We start from the raw sequence: 15,529 nt of genomic DNA, 5'->3' as shown, positions 1-15,529 counted from the left end.
CTGCCAGATCGAACCGGGCGTTTCTGCTTTTCAGCGACTATTCTGATCACGACAAGCACACATCAGTCGTATCGGCTGCGCCGCGGCATCGAAAGCTGGCTTGGGCTGCCTTACGCCCTGACAATCTCTGCCACGGTGAGGGCCGCGAGACGTTCTCTGAATACCTGTCGCGCCGCATGAAGCGCATCATTCGTGGCGGTATTCGCGGCTTTGGCCAGCAGGCAGGTAGGCTGCCCCTCATCCGGAGCGATAGCAAAAAGCTCCGGCGAGCCGAGTGCACTATACAGATCCAACAGAGATATTTCGGTCAGCGGGCGTGACAGGACCCACCCTCCGCCATGCCCTTTGGTGGAGGCAAGCAGGCCCGCATCCCGAAGTCCTGCAAGAGTTCGGCGCACGACGGTGGCATTCGTCCCCAGCATTGCGGCAATCTCCTCCGAAGTCGCTGGGCGATCCATTTCGGCCATGTGCAACAGTGCATGAAGAACGCGGGGAAGGCGGCTGTCGGTTCGCATGATGCCTCTCATGATACTTTTGATGATACGAGAGGTTGACCTCTCGTCATTCACGTGCCATACGATGTTACGAGAAATTCGTCCCAAGCTCAAGAGTTCGATATGACCGTGACCACTCCGCGCGCCCGATGGCTTGCCATGGGGTTCCTCTGCCTTGGCAGCTTCATCAATCTCCTCGATGTTACCATTGTCAACGTCGCCCTGCCGCGCATCCAGTCTGACCTGGGGGCCACGCCGACCCAGCTGCAATGGGTGGCGGCGATCTATGTGCTGGCGCTGGCAGCGGGACTGCTGCCCATGGGCAGGTTCGGCGACAGTTGGGGGCGCAAGCGCCTCTTCGTTGGGGGGATGATCGGATTCACCCTGGCCTCCGCTGCATGCGCAGGGGCCACGAGCATCACCATGCTGGTCGGCGCGCGTCTGGTGCAAGGGCTTTCAGCAGCAATGATGGTGCCGCAAGTCCTGGCCATTTTGAATGTGACCTTTCCGCAGGAGGAAAAGACGCGCGTCTTCGGCCTGTTCGCGGCAGTGTCGAGTCTCGCCTCTGTGGCCGGACCGGTCCTGGGGGGCGGCCTGATGGCACTTGATCCCTGGGGCCTGGACTGGCGCGCCATCTTCATCGTGAACGTGCCGTTGGGGATGGTGGCAGTCGTCGGCTCGGTGCTCACCGTTGCGGCAGACCGAGCCGGGTCGCAGAAGGTGGATTGGATCGGCACGGCGCTCTTCGCAATGACGACTGTCTGCCTTGTTCTGCCTTCAATTGAAGGACGCGCAATGGACTGGCCATGGCCGCTGATCGCAGTTCTTGTCGCCGCCATTCCACTGGCAGGACTGACATTCAGCCACATGCTGCGGCGCGAACGTCGCGGTCGGGCAGTTCTGATACCCACCATTCTCTTGCGCAATGCGTCTTTCATGCAGGGCCTCTGCCGCGTCGTGTGCGTGTTTTCCGGGATCCCCGGCTTCTTCCTCGTGCTGACGGTCTACCTGCAATCGGTCCTCGGCTTGACGCCCCTACAAAGCGGGCTTGCGACGGCAGCGTTTCCGGCGGGGGTCATGGTTGCCTCCATGAACGCGTCTCGCCTGAACAATTGGTCGCTGCCTTGGCGGATCGGTATCGGCGCGGGGCTTCTTGTGACGGGCATGACGCTGACGGCTCTGGTGCTGTGGCAGATCGGAACGGGTATCACGCCGTGGCACCTGATGCCCGCCCTCCTCATCTGCGGGCTCGGGATGGGAACAGTGGTGGTGGCGCTGTTCCAGTCGGTGATGTCCGCGGCCGCTGCGGCGGAATCCGGAGCTGCCTCCGGCGCGTTGCAGGCCTTTCAGCAGATCGGCGCCGCACTCGGTATCGCGATCGTCTCCAGCATCTACTTCGGGCTTTCGGCGAACGGCACTCCCTTGGCTGCCATGATTGCAGCCTGCCTCTATCCAACGATCCTCTTCGCGCTCCTCGGGCTCGACAGCCTGCGCAAACTCGGAAGGAAAACCATATGAAGCCGACCAGACGCGAAAGCGACACACCCGAAAGCTTCTGGGATCGTCATTGGTCCGGGATGACCCGACCCAGCAGCGGCATGCCTTCCGCAGCGTTGGAACGCCTTATCGCGGGCCGGCCTGCCGGACGCGCCGTAGACCTTGGCTGCGGGCGCGGAGACGACGCGGTCTGGCTTGCGAAGAAAGGCTGGCAGGTGGTTGCGGTCGATGTATCGCAATCGGCTCTCGAAGCGGTGCAGCGCAACGCCGAGAAGGCCGGGGTCGCCGGGCGAATCGCCTGCGAGCGCCATGACCTTTCCAGGACGCTCCCCGATGGTCCGTTCGATCTTGTCCTCTCGATGTTCACTCATACGCCGCTGGAATTTGATCGTGCGGCCATGCTCAGTGCCGCGGCAACCCTTGTCGCGCCCGGTGGCCTGTTTCTGATCGCGGGGCACGGAAGTCTGGCCCCATGGTCTTGGAGCGATCCGGAAATACAGCGCCCCAAGGCGCAGGACGTTGCCGACGCCCTTGCTCTGGCCGATTGGACTCCGATCGAGATCGCTGATTATCCTCGCGAAGCGCATGGCCCCGGCGGGCAAGTTGCCGAGGTCCTTGACAGTATTACCGCTCTGGAACGCCCAATAGGCTAAGCGCTCCGGCCCAAGTTGAGGTGGAGAGCCGCCGTTCCGCGCGACTGCCTCCATGTGATCTCCTTTGCATTTTCACTCGCGATTGAGGCACCTGGAGCACCCCATCGAACGGACGAATGTCAGGTTGGCTGTTCGGCGCGATGAGGATGATCTGCTGTCCGACAGGGCGCTCACGCTGTTGCGCCTAGCCGGCATTTACAATTGTTCTGCATAAGAAGCTTCCAAGGCTTGCGTGCCTGCTCGCACGATCGCGTCGTCGGCGGTGGCTTATCGCAGAATTGCCGCGCTCATCCGTAACCAGTTTCCAGACGCATAGTTTTCGAGCTCGCGCCCCTCCAGTCCGCATGTCTCGATGAAGGTTCGTGCCGTTGCCCCTGGTCGGTACTGGTAGGGATAGTCCGTGGAAAACAGGAGACGATCCGGGCCTACGATCCCCACAGCGCGACGGAGATGCTCGGACGAAAACATTCCGCTGGTCCCCAGATAGACGTTCCGGCGCAGGTAGGCGTCGAGCGATTGATCAAGGCCGGAGACGCGATCGACAGAGGCTAGTCGGTCGACATAATAGAGCACGAGTTCGCCCCAGTGACCGAGAATGACTGGCAGATCGGGGTGCCTGTCGAAGAGTCCCGAAAGGACCAGGCGCAGAAACTGGAAGCCGGCGTCCAGGTGCCATCCGATCGCGTAGCCTGCAAGGGCCATTTCGACCCGATCTCCCAGCCCTGTAAACCAGGCGCTCCGCACCGCGCCGGGAGCGACACGCGGGTGAAGAAGGAGAGGTGCGTGGCACCGTCCGGCCACCTCGAAGATCGGTGCGAAATCCGGGTGGTCGAGATTTCGTTCACCGACACGTCCGCAGAGCATGGCGCCTGAGAAGCCGAGCTTCACGATGCAACGCTCCAGCTCACGCGCAGCCGCTTCAGGTTGCGCGACAGGCAGGGTTGCCATCGCCTCGAAACGGTCGGGGTGGCGCTGCAGCGCCTCAGCCAGAACGTCGTTGACGCGCCGCGCCATATCAACACTTTCAGGACCCAGATCATGGAGTGCGGGCGTGGTAAGGGACAGGACCTGGACATCGACGCCTGCTTCATCCATGCGTGCGATCCGTCCGTCGGAAAGATCGAGCAGTCGCTTCTCGATGTCGCCCACCCGATGGTAGGCGACGCCGGGATCAGAGGCTTCCAACCCCAGGGCGTGCCAGGCGTAGGCAACGTCGCGGGTTACCATATGCTCTTCGGTCGCAATGATTTTCATGGATTCACCAAGCCACTGTGCGGCCGTCCCGGTCCTGATAACGCAGGCCGGGTCGGCCCTCTTGCGCCAAGACCAGATCCACGAGCTTCGGTGCCGATTCTTCCAGCGTATAGCGGGCCTCGGCGCCGCCGAGTTCGGTCTGAATCCAGCCAGGCGCGATCAGCAGCATCGGGCGCGTTTCACCCTCGCGGATCGCATAGCTGCGCATATACTGGTTCAAAGCGGCCTTGGACCCGCGATAGACCTCATGGGGGTGGTTGCGGTAGGGGGCGGAATCCTGCGCTTAGCTCGGGCTAGGATTAGGACGCGCTCAACACCATCAAGCCTGAGGAGAGATCGGTCGCGCTTCAGGCTCCCATGGGGCAGTTCGTAAATGTCGCCCGCTACCTGCCAGCCGACTATGGCAGTGTAGCGGCACCCTCTATTCAGCGGGTTGGATGGATCTCGGCGCGGAGCCATAGGTTTTTTTCGCATTCCGACTGGCATGCAAGCTGTTCATAAAAAAGGCGGCAGCCTTCGTTGCCTTCGATTGGGTCGTCGGCGCGCGGGGCTTCGAACATCTGCGTATGATCCTTGGCGAACCACCTACCGCTAATGCGTGGGAGGCCATCCATATCCGCGGCAGCGACTTCATGGCCGTGTATGAGCTCTTCACACCCGAACTGTTCGAGAATTTGCTCAGTTGAACCAAGGCGACCAAGGCAGGCTGAGACCGTTGCATTCCTCGCAAGCTCCGATCGCTGCTACTGCGCGGTCGGCTCGTTGATGCCCGTTCGTGGGCCGAGCCGCAATCCGGGCGATCAGACGCCCCTCAAGGCCGCGACGATGCCTTTACTAGCTCCTCGATGAGGCCGCGGCCGGCGGGACCGGGTGGCGTATCCGTGCGGTAGATCGCTGACATGGTAATGTTTGAGGCGATCGTCATGTCGGCAATCTCAAGCGGAACCAAAAGGCCTCTATCGAGATCATCACGGATGACCTCGACCGGCATCCCGCCCCAGCCGAGCCCCGCCTTCAACAACGCGTGCTTTGCACCAAGGTCGTAGAGTCGCCAGGTCTTCGGTGCAAAAACGCGAAAATCCTTGTCCTCTGTCAGCTTGGAACGGTCCGACAGAACCAGCTGAACATGCTGCCCGAGCGTCTTGGTCGGAATCGGGCCACGGTAATGCGCCAGCGGATGACAGGGCGCGGCGACCATCTGATAGCCGACCTGCAGCAAGTATTCGCTGCCGAGATCGGGGTGCGCTCCGCCGATCGGACCGCGGATACCAAACGCGCAGGTTCCATCGAGAACCAGTTCGAGCACGGCGCCCAGTCCCTCCACCGAAATGCGCAGCGACGTATCGGGGAATCGCATCTGGAAGCCGGCCACCGCCTCCGTCAGCACGCGGGTCGGAAAAAGGACGTTGATCACGACACTGAGTTCCGGCTCCAAGCCATCCGACAAGCCTCGTGCGCTCGCCTTGAACTGATCCATTGCCCCCGTGACTGCTCGTGCCTGCTCGAGCAGCGCCCGCCCCTGCTTGGTCAGCACAGGATAGCGGGCGCTCCGGTCGAACAACGCGACACCGATCAGGCTCTCGAGATTGGCGACCGTCTGACTGACGACCGACTGTGCCCGGCCAAGCTGCCGTCCCGCTGCAGAAAAGCTGCCGGTATCGGCCGCGGCCACGAAGGTTCGCAGCTGATCAAGGGAAAAGCCGTCGATCATCTAATGATATTTCCGATACATGATATCGAAACATATAGGATTGTCCGATAGCACGCAACGGATGATAACGGCTTCACAAATCATGAGGTGAAGTCATGGCCACGCAAGTGTCCGAAATCGTCCAAGCGCGCCGCCACAGCAGCGGTGGCATATTCTCGGTCAATGCCATCGGCCTTGAGCGGATGAATGGCCTCGCTGCACCACTCGCGCTGCTCGATAATTTCCGTGTGTCCGGTCAGCCCTTCGGGCCGCATCCGCATGCCGGCTTCTCAGCCATAACCTATATTTTCGAGGACTCGCCAGGGGCGCTGCGTAGCCGCGACTCCCTCGGCAATGACCTGGAGATCGGTCCGGGCGGCATTGTCTGGCTGCAGGCGGGACGCGGCGCGCAACATCAGGAGGTGCCGGCGGTGCCCGGCAGCGAACTGCATGGGGCGCAGATCTATGTCAATCTCAGCATGAGCAACAAGCTCGCAGATCCGAAGACGATGTACATGCTCTCCTCACAGGTTCCGGAATGGCGGAATGAGGCCGGCGACCGCATTCGCGTTCTGGTCGGCGGCTTCGGCAATGTCCGTTCTCCGATCGAGCCGGTCGAGCCGTACAGCATCCTCGACGCCTTCCTGATCGGCCAGGTCGCCTATCCCCTCGCCAGCGGCGAAAACAGCGTCATCTACGTCCTCGAAGGCCAACTCGACGTCGTGATCGAGGAGAAAGTGCATCGTCTGCCGTCGGAGACGGCAATTGCGATCTCCGGCACGGGAGAGGTGCGTCTCAGCTCCGCCGGAGGGGTCGTGCATGCCCTGTTGCTGTCCGGACCGGCACTTAATGAGCCCGTGTTCGCCGAGGGGCCTTTCATCATGAACGACGCGGCCGGTATCCGGAGCGCTCGCCTGCGCTTCCAGTCGGGTCAGATGGGCCGGCTGGAGCCTGTCTAGCAGGCGCACTCCCCTGGAAATCGCTGCTGCTTTACCATCGAACACAAATCAAAACAGGAGTTCCATTATGACTGCATCCAAGAAAATCACGGTCATCGGCGGGACCGGCTATGCCGGTTCGGCGATTGCGCGCGAAGCGATAAAGCGCGGCCATCAGGTGACCTCGGTCAGCCGGTCCGTGCCCGCAGAGCCGATCCCGGACGTCACCTATGTCGCGTCCGGCGTCGAGGGCGCGGGCGCGTCGATCGCCGACGCCGATGTCATCGTCGGCGCGTTCTCCCCACGTGGGGCCAACAAGGGCGCTCTCGTGAAGGTCTATGCGGATCTGGCGAAGCAGGCCGCGGATGCGGGCGCTCGCCTCGTCCTGGTCGGTGGGTTCTCCTGCCTGCGGCGCACGGCGGGCGCGCCGCGCATGCTGGAGGGCGAGAGCTTCCCGGCTGAGGTTCCTGCCGAGGTTGTCGCCGAGGCAATGGAGAATCTGGACGTCCTGAACAACCTTCTCGCCGATACGACCGGGGTCGACTGGCTGTTCGTGTCGCCGGCCATGGAATTCTCGGCCTGGCAGCCGGGCGAGGATCTCGGCCGCTACCGGATCGGCGACGACGTCGCGTTGTTCGACGAGAACGGAAAATCGGCGATCAGCGGCATCGACTATGCCCGTGCGGTCCTCGACGAGATCGAGAGCCCGACCCGCCACAGGGCGCAGATCGGCGTCGCTTACTGAGGCGGCCTTCTTAGCGGCGCGCCCAGTAGCCCGATTTGCCATCAATCGCACAATCAAAGGAACAGACAATGTCCAGTATTGCCAATAGCAGCGCTTCGTTGCGGCCCAATCAATTCAAATGGCAGATCGGCCTGTGGGCCGCGCAGATCCTCCTCGCAGTCTTCTACGGCTTCGCCGGCACTTTGAAGACATTCATGCCCCCGGACGCGTTGCCGGCCATGGGTTTGAACTATGCCACCCAGATTCCGTTCCTGTTGCTGCGCTTCATTGGCATTTGCGAGCTCGCCGGGACGATTGGCATCCTTCTTCCGGCACTGACGCGCATCAAACCCTCCCTGACGCCTCTCGCGGCGCTCGGCTTCGTCGCCATTCAGATCCTGGCGATCGCCTTTCATATTTACCGGGGTGAGATCGAAGTCCTGCCGATGAATATGATCGCGCTGGCCATCGCCGCCTTCGTCGTCTGGGGCCGGACCCGCAAGTTGCCGATTACGCCCCGCGCCTGACCCGGACATCCAGGGCCAGGGACACCGGACGTGGTCTGTCCTTTATCCCAGGACAGCTATATAGGGGAAGTTTGCGGGATGGCGCGAAACCCTACACCAAGCCGAGAACGCGCTTCCCGTGGTCCCGAAGTTCGCCCTTCGGACCTACATATCTATACAATGTGACGCGCTCAATCCCGAGTTCGTTGCACAGATCGGAAACGGAAGTGTCGCGCTGGGCCATGGCGGCCTGGGCAAGACGCACCTGCGCTTTGGTCAGGACGAATTTTCGCCCCCCCTTGCGACCACGGGCTCTGGCGGCGGCAAGCCCGGCCATGGTGCGCTCACGGATCAAATCCCGCTCGAACTCGGCCAAGGTAGCGAAGATACCGAACACCATGCGGCCTGATGCGGTCGTGGTGTCGATCTGAGCGCCTTTCCCGGTCAGCACCCGCAGACCGATATTGCGTTCCGACAGATCCTTCACGGTATTGACCAAGTGAGCAAGCGACCGCCCGAGGCGATCAAGCTTCCAGACCACCAGCACATCGCCATCGCGCAAAGCTTTCAGGCAGGCTGCCAGACCTGGCCGATCATCGTAAGTGCCAGAAGCGCGATCCTCATAGATGTTTTCCTGCTCGACGCCGGCGGCGCGCAGATCGTCGTGCTGCAGGTCGAGCGATTGCGAGCCATCAGCTTTTGAGACACGGGCATATCCGATCAGCATGTTTCTTAAACGTTGGTTTGAGGCGGCGGGCGAGCCATGGATGATTTGTTCACTGGAAATGTATCTCATACCAGCTTCATAAACAAAGCATCTTTAACACCGTCGGATTTTGAAAAAGGAACATGAATGCCGCGTCGCGTCACTCTAACCGATCGGCAGAAGGATGAACTGTTGCGCCTGCCGACTTCACAGGCGGATTTGCTGAGGCACTACACGCTGAGCGATGAGGATCTCGGCCATATCAGGCAGCGCCGGCGCGCTCACAACAAATTTGGCTTTGCTCTCCAATTGTGTGTCCTCCGCCATCCCGGCCGGGTACTGGCGCCTGGCGAGATGATACCGGCGGAGGTCGTTGAATTTATCGGAGCGCAGCTCGGCCTGCATTCCGACGATCTAATTGACTATGCCTCCCGTGAAGAAACGCGACATGAGCATCTTGCAGAGTTGCGGACGCTCTACCGATTCCGCACCTTCTCCGGACGCGGTGCGCGAGAGCTAAAGGAATGGCTGTTTCGGGAAGCCGAGATGGCGGTGTCGAACGAGGATATAGCCATCCGCTTCGTGGCCGAGTGCCGACGCACCCGCACGGTCCTTCCCGCGACATCGACGATCGAGCGTCTTTGCGCCACGGCTCTGGTCGATGCCGAGCGGCGGATCGAGACCAGGATCGCAGGTCGGCTGTCCGTGCCCAGCCGGGAACAGTTGCTGGCATTGCTCGAGGACACGGCCGACGATCGGGTAACGCGCTTCGTGTGGCTGCGGCAGTTCGAGCCGGGGTCGAACTCTTCGTCAGCCAACCGGCTGCTCGACCGGCTCGAATACCTACAACGTGTGGATCTTCCCGAAAATCTGCTGGCCGGTGTTCCTGCTCATCGGGTGACACGTCTGCGTAGGCAGGGCGAGCGGTATTATGCTGATGGCATGCGTGATCTCCCGGAGGACAGGCGGCTTGCAATTCTGGCTGTTTGCTCCGCGGAATGGCAGGCGATGCTCGCCGACGCGGTAGTTGAGACCCATGACCGGATCGTCGGCAAGCTCTACCGTACTTCAGAGCGTATTTGCCAGGCGAAGGTCGCCGACGAGGCGAACGCGGTGCGCGACACCCTGAAATCTTTCGCCGAAATCGGTAGCGCGCTGGTCGATGCACAGGATGATGGGGAGCCGCTGGGCGACGTCATCGCAAGCGGATCAGGCTGGGACGGCTTCAAAACCCTTGTCACGATGGCAGCCAGGCTGACCGCCACTATGGCGGACGATCCCCTCAACCATGTAATGGACGGCTATCACCGTTTCCGCCGCTATGCTCCTCGCATGTTGCGCCTGCTCGATCTCCGGGTTGCGCCGGTCGCGCAGCCGCTTCTAGAAGCGGTTACGGCCCTACGCACTGGCTTGAACAATGCCGCGCATACGGCCTTTTTGCGCCCGAGTTCGAAATGGCATCGTCATCTTCGCACACAGGTGGTCGGCGACACTCGCCTCTGGGAGATCGCAGTCCTGTTCCATCTGCGCGATGCCTTCCGCTCTGGGGATATCTGGCTTGCAAGGTCCCGGCGCTATGGTGATCTTAAACACGCACTCGTGCCGGCGCAGGCGTTGGCCGAAAGCGGCCGCCTGGCTGTGCCATTGCGGCCGGAGGAATGGCTGGCGGACCGGCAAGCCCGGCTCGAATTACGGCTACGCGAGCTTGGTCGCGCCGCTCTCGCGGGCACAATTCCCGGTGGGTCCATCGAGAACGGCGTCCTGCATATCGAGAAGCTCGAAGCCGCCGCGCCGTCTGGTGGCGAGGATATGGTTCTCGATCTCTATAAGCAGGTCCCGTCTACGCGGATTACCGACATCCTGTTTGAGGTGGAAGCTGCAACCGGTTTCTGCGAAGCCTTCACCCATCTGCGCACGGGAGCGCCCTGCGCCGATCGGATTGGACTGATGAACGTCATTCTCGCGGAGGGGATCAATCTCGGCCTTCGGAAGATGGCAGATGCGACCAATACCCACACCTTCTGGGAATTGATCCGCATTGGGCGGTGGCATGTCGAGGGCGAGGCCTACGATCGGGCGCTGGCCATGGTGGTCGAGGCGCAGGCGGCGTTACCTATGGCGCAATTCTGGGGCGCGGGTGTCTCGGCCTCGAGCGACGGGCAATTCTTCGCGGCGACAGAGCAAGGCGAGGCCATGAACCTGGTCAACGCGAAATACGGCAATACACCGGGTGTGAAAGCTTACACCCACGTATCCGATCAATACGCACCTTTCGCGACCCAGATGATTCCCGCGACAGCGAGCGAAGCTCCCTATATCCTTGACGGCCTACTCATGAATGATGCTGGCCGTCATATCCGCGAGCAGTTCGCTGACACGGGAGGCTTCACCGATCACGTCTTTGCTGCATGCGCCATTCTCGGCTACCGGTTCGCTCCTCGTATCCGGGACCTGCCATCCAAACGGCTCTATGCGTTCAATCCATCGACAGCACCAGCTCATCTGCGCCGTTTAATCGGAGGCAAGATCAACCAGGCCATGATCGAGCGCAATTGGCCTGACATCCTGCGTATCGCCGCCACCATTGCAGCCGGAAGCGTTGCGCCAAGCCAGATCCTGCGCAAACTTGCCTCCTATCCACGGCAAAACGAACTGGCCACAGCCTTGCGGGAAGTTGGCCGCGTCGAGCGGACCTTGTTCATGATCGACTGGATTCTGGATGCCGATCTGCAACGCCGCGCCCAGATCGGTCTTAACAAAAGCGAAGCGCATCACGCGCTGAAACGGGCTATCAGCTTCCATCGGCGAGGTGAAATCCGCGACCGTTCGGCAGAAGGGCAGCACTACCGTATTGCCGGCATGAACCTGCTCGCCGCCATCATCATCTTCTGGAACACCATGAAGCTCGGCGAAGCCGTCGCCAACCAGAAACGAGCCGGAAAGCCGTTATCACCCGATTTACTGGCCCATGTCTCGCCGCTCGGTTGGGAACACATCAATCTCACCGGAGAATATCGTTGGCCGAAACCTTAGCGTAGGATTCCGCCCCGTCCTGCAAACGACCCCCTCATGGCCGCCTTTGGTATTTTCCGCGACGCTGCCCTGTCCGGAAGACATGACAGCGATTGTCCCCCTCCGGCATCACCAGATCGCTCAGGGCTTCGACCACCCGCATCGGGCTCAGCGCATTGGTCACCATGACACGCGTGAATTCTTCCGTGGTCGTTTCCGCGATCGTTTCGTTCTGGTTGGTGTTGGCGGTACCAGCATTCACCAGCAGGATGTCGAAGCTCTGACCTTTCAGTTGCTGGTGTAACGCCGTGATCTGATCCCGGTCTGTAATATCCACCGAAGCGATATCGATGGCAGTCGGCCTCGCCGTGCGCAAATCATGAAGAGGGGTCTTGGCTGTACCGCGGACAGTTCCGGTGACGTGCCAGCCACGGGTCGCGAATTCCTCCGCCGCGGCAAGGCCGATGCCGCGGGAGGCGCCGATGATGAGAATGCGTTTCATGGGATAGTCTCCGTTCTCTACTCTTCAACAGTCAGGTTCGAAGGTAGGAGGTTGTCACTTCTTTCTCCATACGCATGCAGTTCAACAAGTACTTGCGTTTGATGCAACACAATCGCATCATCCCGCCATGATCGATCTGAACCTGTTGCGTGCCTTGGATGCGCTTCTCGAGACAGGCAGCGTCACTCAGGCGGCCGAACGGCTTGGTCTGAGTGTCTCTGCGATGAGCAGAAACTTGTCGCGATTGAGGACGGCCACCGGGGACCCTCTGTTCGTCAGGGCTGGAATGAGTATGGTGCCGACACCTCATGCCGTGGCACTCGGCGATAGGGTGTCGGGCCTTCTTGCCGAAGTCAGCGCTGTTCTCGCCCCACTGTCTGGCAAGGTCGATCCTGCGGCATTGAACCGGGCCTTTTCGCTCCGTGCCAATGAGGGGTTTTTCCACCGATTTGCGGCAGCTCTGATCGTCAAGATGCAGGAAGCGGCTCCCCAGGCCCGGCTTCTTATGGCGTCAAAGCCGGCGAAGGATGCAACGCTGCTTCGCGAGGGTGCCGTTGACCTCGAAATCGGCGTGCTTGGTGCGTTCGCTCCGGAAATCCGAACCCGCGCGCTCTTCCAGGACCGCTTCATTGCCGCCGTGCGCCCTGGCCACACGTTGCTGAGCGGTCCGGTGACGCCGGAGCGGTTCGCCAATTGCCTGCATGTCGTCGCATCGCGCCGAGGCCTGTGGGCGGGTCCTGTTGATCAGGCTCTGGCAGAATTGGGGCTTTCCCGCAGAATTGTGGCGGTAGTGGCCGGCTTCCCAGATGCGATGGATGTCGCGCGCCGGTCGGATCTCGTGGCGCAAATCCCGGCGTCTGTCCTGAGTGATGATCTGATCGAGGTCCCGCTACCGGTCCGGGTGCCCGGGATCACAATATCCGCCATGTGGCATCCAAGACTGGACGCCGATCCGCAACAGCGCTGGTTTCGCGAAATGGTTTTTTCAACCGTGCGGTCCAAAGAAGCAGGCCGATCCTAGGCCGGGAGCGTGCAGGCAAATCCGGCCCAAGCTGGCTTCCACTTGATATCCATCGGTTGCAAAGGCCCATCGCAAGTCTGCTTCTCGCGAGATCGCCGGAACAGCCGGCCTTCCGCTCCCTGCCTCATCCTGGTCATTCCCAAAGCAGGCCAAATTACGGACCCGGCACAAAGGAGTGAGGACCATTCACCATTCTGCAAATGCTAATTAAAGAATGAAATACGAATGAATCACGTGGGCGAGCTGAAAATGAGCATAGGGGTTCGACGCCGATAGGCACGATAAGTCTTTGAAATACTTAAAGTGTGCGGAGTCCGAGTGGCGCGCCGAATGACACTCGGACCAAAACAGGTTGGTGCCGCTGCAGCCGCCATCGTCTTCTTCGATATCGGTGTCTTGACCGGTTGCGACGCCAGCAAAGGACGCGACAAGGGCAGTGCAATCGGCAGGAAGCGCGCTCTTGTCCGCAAGTTCGGCCCGGCTCGGTTGGGAAAACAACGGGACAGCGAAAGCAAAGAGGCGAGCGCTCGCATCATTCCAATTCCACAAGAACGATAAGGTTGATATCATCCTGAAGCACCGAGCGCGGCAACAATGCGGCGCCTCGTGCGTTCCATCGACAGGATTTCGACTGAGGGCTGCTGAGCCAAGGCGGGCTTCTAGAACATTCTAGCGAAGACCGGGCTACCGAGAAAATGCAGATAAGGAATGCGCACCGCCGAGCGGCGTGAGAGGAAGAACCCGCGTCTCAGCAATCGCCTCTGTCATCGCTGTCTTCCGCGTGAAGACCCGACCAACGCCAAACAGGACCGGGTCGTCATAGCCGATCTCCGCCATACCGTCGCCCAAACCGGCGAGCGTGCCGTGCCAGCGTTTTTCATCCGCGCGGCTGATATTGGATGCGATCAGGACCGGAGTTTCGGGGGGCAGGCCATCCTTGATCAACCGTGCCCCGATCTCTCCGGCCGTGCGACCGCCCATGTAGAACATCGTCGTTGTCGTCGGATCGGCAATGGCGCGCCAGTCAATATCAGTGGGCAGTTCGCCCTTTCTCGAATGTCCGGTGACGAAACGCACCGATTGGGCGCAGTCGCGATGTGTAAGCGAGGTGGTAGTGCCGGCCGCAAGCGCGCTCGCGGCGGTAATGCCCGGGATTACGGAGACTGGGATACCCGCGTGCTGAAGCTCCGTGATTTCCTCGCCGGAACGCCCGAACACCGAAGGGTCACCCGACTTCAGCCGCACAACGCGCTTACCCGACCGCGCCAGATCGAGCATCATCCGGTTGATGTCCTCCTGCCGGCAACTTGCCCGCCCGCCACGTTTTCCCACAAGCATGCGCTTGGCCTCGCGCCGCGCCAGTTCGAGGACTTGCGGCGAAATCAGGTCATCGAACAGGATGACATCGGCCGATTGCAGCACCCGCATGGCCTTCAGCGTCAGGAGTTCCGGATCGCCCGGCCCGGCGCCGACCAGCGTGACGCTGCCGGTTTGCGGGCGCATGGCGATCACTTCAGCACGCGCAAGAAGTCGCTCCTCAGCCCTTTCATCCGGGCCAGAGGCACCAGAAAAGATCAGGTCGACAAAATGTTCCCAGAAAGCCCGGCGCGCGCCGCCCGGCTTCATTCTCAGGCTGATGGCATCGCGAAGCCTTGCGGCAAGACCTGCCCATTCGGCAAGCGCCTTCGGCAGCTGCGTCTCGATCCGCCGCCGGATCGCCTGGCCGAGGATGGGCGCAGCGCCGTCCGTGGAAATGCCGACGACGACCGGCGAGCGGTTGACGATCGAGCCGAACTGGAAATCGCAATAGGCCGGCTTGTCGATTACATTGACCGGCACGCCTTCCGCCTTCGCCCGCGCGCGAAAGGCCTGCGCCTCCGTGTCGTTCTCGCAATCGCCCAGCGCCAGTTCAAAAGCCGTCCAGTCGGTGGTCGACCAGTCCGCCCCGGAAAGGTGCACCCGGCCATCGGCTTCGAGCGCAAGCAGCGCCTCGTCGGCAGCTTCGCGACCCAGAAAGACCGTGACGTCAGCCCCGGCAGCGGCCATGAGCTCGGCTTTCCAGGCAGCAGCATCACTGCCGCCGGCAACCAGAACCGGCTTGCCTTTCAATTGGAAGAACAGCGGTAGGACCGCGAGGGCCTCCATGCGGACAGATGTTCTTGCGCGTCCGGTGGCCATGATCCGCCTCCCCTATTCCGCCGCGATCGGCAGTGCGGAGAGCGCAATGAACAGCCGCCCGTCCTCGACCTGTACGGGATAAGTCTGAACCTCGCCTTCATCGGCGCCCAGCGCCGAACCGCTTTCCAGCGAAATCACCATATTGTGCAAGGGGCAGGTCACGGCCCTTCCGTGCACAATGCCCTCGGACAGCGGACCAGCCTTGTGCGGGCAGCGGTCGTCGATGGCGAAGACCTCGTCTTCCGCAGTGCGGAACACCGCTATGCGCCCCAAGGCCGTATTCACGCAGCGCGCGCCGCGCCGCGGGATATCTTCAATACGGCCGATGGCGATGAAATCATTGCTCATGATGGG

At 61.3% G+C, this 15,529-nt stretch carries 16 protein-coding genes; 8 read left to right on the top strand and 8 right to left on the bottom strand.

Features of this window, described 5'->3' with window-relative positions; genetic code table 11:
• Positions 1 to 110: 110 nt before the first annotated feature.
• Positions 111 to 515, bottom strand: a complete 405-nt coding sequence (locus GGR30_RS17395; protein WP_183488775.1) for an Rrf2 family transcriptional regulator — start codon at positions 513 to 515, stop codon at positions 111 to 113.
• A 102-nt stretch (positions 516 to 617) separates the two neighbouring features.
• On the opposite strand from GGR30_RS17395, the gene GGR30_RS17390 reads away from it, so the two are divergent.
• Both GGR30_RS17390 and GGR30_RS17385 read left to right on the top strand, forming a co-directional pair.
• Entirely contained in the window at positions 618 to 2,012 is a 1,395-nt protein-coding gene (locus GGR30_RS17390) for an MFS transporter (RefSeq protein WP_210288096.1), read from the top strand.
• Complete coding sequence (locus GGR30_RS17385) at positions 2,009 to 2,644, top strand: SAM-dependent methyltransferase (RefSeq protein WP_183488772.1); 636 nt, start codon at positions 2,009 to 2,011, stop codon at positions 2,642 to 2,644. Before GGR30_RS17390 ends, GGR30_RS17385 begins: the two co-directional genes overlap by 4 nt.
• A gap of 267 nt (positions 2,645 to 2,911) precedes the next feature.
• Here the strand turns inward: GGR30_RS17385 and GGR30_RS17380 are convergent, their stop codons facing one another.
• The 3 genes from GGR30_RS17380 to GGR30_RS17370 form a co-directional block, all read right to left on the bottom strand.
• Entirely contained in the window at positions 2,912 to 3,898 is a 987-nt protein-coding gene (locus GGR30_RS17380) for an amidohydrolase family protein (RefSeq protein ID WP_183488769.1), read from the bottom strand.
• 4 nt (positions 3,899 to 3,902) lie between these two features.
• Complete coding sequence (locus GGR30_RS17375) at positions 3,903 to 4,106, bottom strand: Rossmann-fold NAD(P)-binding domain-containing protein (protein WP_183488766.1); 204 nt, start codon at positions 4,104 to 4,106, stop codon at positions 3,903 to 3,905.
• Positions 4,107 to 4,709: 603 nt separating this feature from the next.
• A complete protein-coding gene (locus GGR30_RS17370) occupies positions 4,710 to 5,609 on the bottom strand; it encodes a LysR family transcriptional regulator (RefSeq protein ID WP_183488763.1) in 900 nt (299 codons plus the stop codon).
• Between the two features lie 95 nt (positions 5,610 to 5,704).
• On the opposite strand from GGR30_RS17370, the gene GGR30_RS17365 reads away from it, so the two are divergent.
• From GGR30_RS17365 to GGR30_RS17355, 3 genes are all read left to right on the top strand, one after another.
• On the top strand, positions 5,705 to 6,547 hold the full coding sequence (locus GGR30_RS17365) for a pirin family protein (protein WP_183488760.1): 843 nt from the start codon (positions 5,705 to 5,707) through the stop codon (positions 6,545 to 6,547).
• 67 nt (positions 6,548 to 6,614) lie between these two features.
• Positions 6,615 to 7,271 carry an NAD(P)-dependent oxidoreductase gene (locus GGR30_RS17360; RefSeq protein ID WP_183488757.1) on the top strand — a complete coding sequence of 219 codons (657 nt, stop codon included), beginning with the start codon at positions 6,615 to 6,617 and terminating at the stop codon, positions 7,269 to 7,271.
• Between the two features lie 68 nt (positions 7,272 to 7,339).
• Complete coding sequence (locus GGR30_RS17355) at positions 7,340 to 7,777, top strand: DoxX family protein (RefSeq protein WP_183488754.1); 438 nt, start codon at positions 7,340 to 7,342, stop codon at positions 7,775 to 7,777.
• 91 nt (positions 7,778 to 7,868) lie between these two features.
• Here the strand turns inward: GGR30_RS17355 and GGR30_RS17350 are convergent, their stop codons facing one another.
• Positions 7,869 to 8,483 carry a recombinase family protein gene (locus GGR30_RS17350; protein ID WP_183489100.1) on the bottom strand — a complete coding sequence of 205 codons (615 nt, stop codon included), beginning with the start codon at positions 8,481 to 8,483 and terminating at the stop codon, positions 7,869 to 7,871.
• 126 nt (positions 8,484 to 8,609) lie between these two features.
• Between GGR30_RS17350 and GGR30_RS17345 the strand changes: the two genes are divergently transcribed.
• Positions 8,610 to 11,495 (top strand): Tn3 family transposase, encoded by a 2,886-nt coding sequence (locus tag GGR30_RS17345; protein ID WP_183488751.1) that lies wholly within the window; start codon positions 8,610 to 8,612, stop codon positions 11,493 to 11,495.
• Positions 11,496 to 11,529: 34 nt separating this feature from the next.
• Here the strand turns inward: GGR30_RS17345 and GGR30_RS17340 are convergent, their stop codons facing one another.
• Entirely contained in the window at positions 11,530 to 11,976 is a 447-nt protein-coding gene (locus GGR30_RS17340; RefSeq protein ID WP_210288095.1) for an SDR family NAD(P)-dependent oxidoreductase, read from the bottom strand.
• Positions 11,977 to 12,103: 127 nt separating this feature from the next.
• Between GGR30_RS17340 and GGR30_RS17335 the strand changes: the two genes are divergently transcribed.
• Positions 12,104 to 12,997, top strand: a complete 894-nt coding sequence (locus tag GGR30_RS17335; protein WP_183488748.1) for a LysR family transcriptional regulator — start codon at positions 12,104 to 12,106, stop codon at positions 12,995 to 12,997.
• A 330-nt stretch (positions 12,998 to 13,327) separates the two neighbouring features.
• Positions 13,328 to 13,555 carry a hypothetical protein gene (locus tag GGR30_RS17330; RefSeq protein WP_183488745.1) on the top strand — a complete coding sequence of 76 codons (228 nt, stop codon included), beginning with the start codon at positions 13,328 to 13,330 and terminating at the stop codon, positions 13,553 to 13,555.
• A gap of 126 nt (positions 13,556 to 13,681) precedes the next feature.
• Here GGR30_RS17330 and cysG read toward each other — a convergent pair whose 3' ends face one another.
• Both cysG and nirD read right to left on the bottom strand, forming a co-directional pair.
• Complete coding sequence (gene cysG, locus GGR30_RS17325; RefSeq protein WP_246413998.1) at positions 13,682 to 15,175, bottom strand: siroheme synthase CysG; 1,494 nt, start codon at positions 15,173 to 15,175, stop codon at positions 13,682 to 13,684.
• A 12-nt stretch (positions 15,176 to 15,187) separates the two neighbouring features.
• On the bottom strand, positions 15,188 to 15,523 hold the full coding sequence (gene nirD / locus GGR30_RS17320) for a nitrite reductase small subunit NirD (RefSeq protein ID WP_183488742.1): 336 nt from the start codon (positions 15,521 to 15,523) through the stop codon (positions 15,188 to 15,190).
• Positions 15,524 to 15,529 lie beyond the last annotated feature (6 nt).

It is taken from the genome of Martelella radicis (genome assembly GCF_014196625.1).
GTDB classification, from domain to species: domain Bacteria; phylum Pseudomonadota; class Alphaproteobacteria; order Rhizobiales; family Rhizobiaceae; genus Martelella; species Martelella radicis.
The sequence above is the reverse complement of the archived record's forward strand: the minus strand, read 5'-3'. Positions and strand labels throughout refer to the sequence as shown.